This window comes from Pauljensenia sp. OF14-1SRA (assembly GCF_027694595.1).
Taxonomy (GTDB): Bacteria; Actinomycetota; Actinomycetes; order Actinomycetales; family Actinomycetaceae; genus Pauljensenia; species Pauljensenia turicensis_B.
On sequence record NZ_JAQEVQ010000027.1, the window covers coordinates 1,583 to 5,747 of the forward strand.

The window sequence follows — 4,165 nt, forward strand, 5'->3', positions numbered from 1 at the left end:
TTCGGTCGGGCCTTCGCTTTTATCTGTCGGAGCTCGCTTTGGTCGGCGCCCGCTTTGCGCGCGCTCACATGATTCGTGTCAGACTTACACCATGACGACAACGAAGATCCACGTGATGCGCCACGGCGAAGTCGATAACCCAGGCGGCCTGCTCTATGGGCGTCTTCCCGGTTTTGGTCTGACGGAGCTCGGACATCAGATGGCTCAGCGTGGAGCCGACTATCTGAAAGAAACCGACGCGGATATCACGGCCGTCATTGCGTCGCCTCTTCTTCGTGCGCAGCAGACCGCGACCCCGACTGCTCGCGCCTACGAGCTTCCTATTCACTCGGATCTTCGCCTGATCGAAGCTGGAAACATCTTCGAAGGCCAGCCGGTGAATGCTGACCGCAGGGTTTTGATTAAGCCGAATGTGCTGAAGTACTATCGCAATCCATTTGAGCCATCGTGGGGCGAACCGTATGCGCAGATTGCGTCGCGCATGAGTGCCGCACTGTCAGGCGCGTTGAAACGCGCCTATGGTCACGAGGCCCTTGTTGTTTCACACCAGAGTCCGATTACGTTGCTCACGCGTTTTGCTCGCAAGCAGATGTTGGCACACGCCCCATGGTCTAGGCACTGTTCTCTAGCGTCGATCACGACGTTTATTTTCGATGACGGCACACTGGTTGATATTGACTACGTTGAGCCCAGCGCTGACTTGCTTGTTCACGCACACGATATGACTCCCGGGGATTCCGAAGCGGCCCTCAAACGCTGAGTCTTTATCGCGCCGACCCGATCACGCCTGGGGGTCGTTGCGGTTTGTGGCCTCGTCGTCATTGTTCGCGGACGTATCTGACGCACCCGAGCCCTCTTCGAATGCGGACGGTGAATCGGGAGCGGAATCGTTAGACGTGTTCGCGCTTTCCTTGCTGGCCTTCTTGCGTTGGCGTTGAATGTCGCGCTCGAGCCGGAAAAGAAACTCCGGATCGTCATCGGGAGCAAGGGGTGCGGGCGTTCGTTTCTCCGAGGGGACACGGGTGACGGAGAAGCTGATGGGAGCCTCGCCGGCTTCCGCTTTGGCGACGAAACGCAAGGCGATCCACGCGATCGACCCGATTGACAACGACGGGATCGTCAGGATCATCAGCAGTAGCCAGATGTTCTTCGGCAACTTTGCCGGTACTTGATCTTCGGGCGTGCGAAGCCAATCCGTGATCGCGTAAATCGTGACCGCGGCCCAAATGACAATGCCGAGAATGCGTACCATTGCGCCAGTCTATCCAAGGAGCGGTGAAGCGTCGCGGGGAGGACCCCGCGGTCAAGGGTGCGAGCGAAATGCGCGGGGTGCTCAATCTCGTCATCGTGTACGAGGCTCAGCCTGAAAGTTTGAGCTGAGTGGCTAGGGGGATCAGGCGAGGAGCAGGAAAGCGCTGACCTCGATTGCCCAGGCGAGCGTGTACAGGCCGGTGTTGCGCAAAACAGGAATCAGACGGGCGCCAGTTTCTCCACGCGCGATCGGTAGAACTGCGGGAGCGTTCATGAATCCGGTGATGATGAGGGCAACAAGAATCAGTGGCCACGAATAGGTGAGGGTGAACAGCAATACTGCAAGGCTCACCACGGACAGAGTAAAGCAGGCGGTGAACACTTTGCGTGACGTTGTATCACCCAGGCGAACAGCAAGAGTGCGTTTACCGGACTCGCGATCCGTTGGAATATCGCGAATGTTATTCGCCATCAGCAGTGCGACTGACAGGAAACCCAGCGTGGACGCGAGCATCCAAAGCCAGCCCGGTGCCTGAGGGATCTGAGTCCACGTGGTGCCCACGCACGCCATCAAACCGAAGAAAAGGAAAACGAACAGCTCGGACAAGCCGATCCCCATGTAGCCGTAGGGAGTACGACCACCCGTGTAGAACCATGTGGCAAGCACGGCCAAAATGCCCGGGATCAGCAGAATCCATGCGCCAGACAAAGCAAGCAGGGCTAAGCCGGCCACACCAGCAATCCCGAAACACACTAGCGCGGCAATCAGGACATTCTTCGGAGCGGTCAGTTTTCCACCTGTAAGGCGCGCGGGCCCCAGGCGGAAATCGTCGGTGCCTCGAATACCGTCCGAATAATCATTCGAATAGTTCGCGCCGATCTGCAACGCCAAGGCAACGACAAGAGCAAGAACGGCGCGCACTGGCGCAACGGCACCCATATGGATTGCTGACGCGGTCCCGACAATTACGGGAGCAATAGCAGCAGGCAGAGTGCGAAGACGCGCCCCTTCGACCCAGTCGTTCAACGTTGCCATGAGTGGCAGTACCTGCTTTCCATTGTCTGAAAAAGTGACGGGCTCACGAGCGTTTGTCACAAGCGTGCTTCACGAGTTTACGCTGTCTGAGCTGAAAACAGCATTCTGCTTCGGTTGCATGTAGGGCACATAACCCAAGAAACGCGCCTTAACGACGCCAGTCAAAGACCGTGTCTTCAGCATCCTTCAACAGTTTCGTGGCCGCCATACGATCGATCTTCATCCCCGACAGGTAGGGGAGTGCGCCGGCCACAACAACGCGGCGAGGAGCGTACGCGCGCCCCAAAACCTCGCCCACGTCAGAACGCAGACGCCGAGCAAACTGATCGACCTCGTCCGCAGATGAAATAGGATTCTTCGGGACAACCAGCGTCGTGATTAACTCGCCCCACTTATCGTCGGGAGTCGACGTCACCCACGCGTCAGCTACCTCATCGCAAGATAGAACAGCTTCTAAGACCGGGGCAGGAGCAACAGAAAGACCACCGGAAACAATGACATCATCCGCGCGCCCCTGAATTTCCACGGTTGACTCACTCGAGATCACACCGATATCGCCCGTCAGTATCCAGGTTGTGCCTCCTTCAACAAAAAGAGGGGAATCTCCGTCCACATAACGAGTCATCAGCATCGGGCCTGAAAGAGCAATCCGCGCCTGAGAATCACGCTCAACAGTTCGCACCTCAACACCGGGCTGAGGCACTCCGTTATAGATGCACCCTCCGCACGTTTCCGTCATCCCATACGTCGTGACGATATTCAGACCATGGCCTCGTGCCACATCCAGTAGATCCGAACGCGTGTGCGCGCCACCAACCAAAATTGCGGACAGTCGCGAAAGAGCCTCAATCACCTCACCGTTAGCCAAGCACGAGGCCAACTGGGTCGGAACCAACGACAGATAACCGGGAACCTCATCCTCGGCCGTAGCACCAGCGATCGCAGGAAGAAGTGCTCGCGGATCGAAGCTGGCAGAGGTATCAACGATTTGCGGATTCGTTTCAGCAACGGCCGCGCGAAGCAAAACCATCGCTCCGGCAATGTGGTGGGTTGGCAATGCTAGAATCCATTTTCCCGGCCCGGAAAGGGCTTCGTGCGTTGCCTGCGCGGACGCGATCAACGCATCGATCGACAAGCCCACAAGATGAGGTGTGCCTGCGGACGAACCGGACGTGGGAATGACCAGGTCGATACCGCTAAAGAAATCAGGCTCGGTGATCGCCGGATAGAGCGAGGGGAAACGCTCGGCTGGAAACGCGTCTTCGACAGTTGCCAAGGCCCCGCGCAGAGTTGATGGCGGAACATCCTTCGGATCACGCATCACAACCACCGTGTGAGGTGCGGGGTGATTCGGGTCAGCCTGGCGTTCTTTGTAAAGCTCCACCAGCTTGTGAAGAGCCGCATTTGCAAGAGCGACAGCTCCGATCGAGGTTCCTCCAGGTACAACCAGCGTTCGAGTTGTCAATGCGGATCCCCCTAGAATGCGTCTGTTCTGTACTGCGTACAGCCTAGGTTGCACGCATAAAAAGCGCTCAATCAAGCCAAGAATGGTTGTGAAATTGTGGCAGATTTCCCAGTCCCCATATGGGACTCAAGTCGCTTGAAAAATGTACAACCGATAAGGTTGAGCCGATGTTGAACACGCTGAATTCCAAGATGAAGTGGACGGTCGCAGGTATCGTTGCGGCTATTCTTGTCGCCCTGGGTGCCTCCGGCGCATATGCCGCGTCTTTCGCTCACAAGGCTCTGCCCGGAGTCAAGATCGCTGGTGTCTCCGTTACGGGAATGACGCGCGATCAGGTCAAAGAGTCCATCGTCCAGCGAGTTGAGGAGGGTTAATAGACAAAAATCGTTGCTAATGGCGGCGTGTTGTTAGTT

General features: G+C 57.0%; 5 protein-coding genes. 2 read left to right on the plus strand and 3 right to left on the minus strand.

All coding sequences use genetic code 11. The features are described from left to right. The first annotated feature begins 91 nt into the window (after positions 1 to 91). The gene (locus PG731_RS08995; protein WP_270773462.1) at positions 92 to 760 is read left to right on the plus strand and encodes a histidine phosphatase family protein; all 669 of its coding nucleotides are present in this window, start codon (positions 92 to 94) and stop codon (positions 758 to 760) included. 21 nt (positions 761 to 781) lie between these two features. On the opposite strand, the gene PG731_RS09000 is transcribed toward PG731_RS08995, so the two are convergent. The 3 genes from PG731_RS09000 to PG731_RS09010 form a co-directional block, all read right to left on the minus strand. Next, on the minus strand, positions 782 to 1,252 hold the full coding sequence (locus PG731_RS09000; RefSeq protein WP_270773464.1) for a hypothetical protein: 471 nt from the start codon (positions 1,250 to 1,252) through the stop codon (positions 782 to 784). Positions 1,253 to 1,393: 141 nt separating this feature from the next. Then, positions 1,394 to 2,287, minus strand: a complete 894-nt coding sequence (locus PG731_RS09005) for a 1,4-dihydroxy-2-naphthoate polyprenyltransferase (protein WP_270773468.1) — start codon at positions 2,285 to 2,287, stop codon at positions 1,394 to 1,396. A 148-nt stretch (positions 2,288 to 2,435) separates the two neighbouring features. Then, positions 2,436 to 3,752 carry an AMP-binding protein gene (locus tag PG731_RS09010; protein ID WP_270773465.1) on the minus strand — a complete coding sequence of 439 codons (1,317 nt, stop codon included), beginning with the start codon at positions 3,750 to 3,752 and terminating at the stop codon, positions 2,436 to 2,438. A 119-nt stretch (positions 3,753 to 3,871) separates the two neighbouring features. Here PG731_RS09010 and PG731_RS09015 point away from each other — a divergent pair, with 119 nt between their 5' ends. Then, entirely contained in the window at positions 3,872 to 4,126 is a 255-nt protein-coding gene (locus PG731_RS09015) for a hypothetical protein (RefSeq protein ID WP_270773467.1), read from the plus strand. Positions 4,127 to 4,165 lie beyond the last annotated feature (39 nt).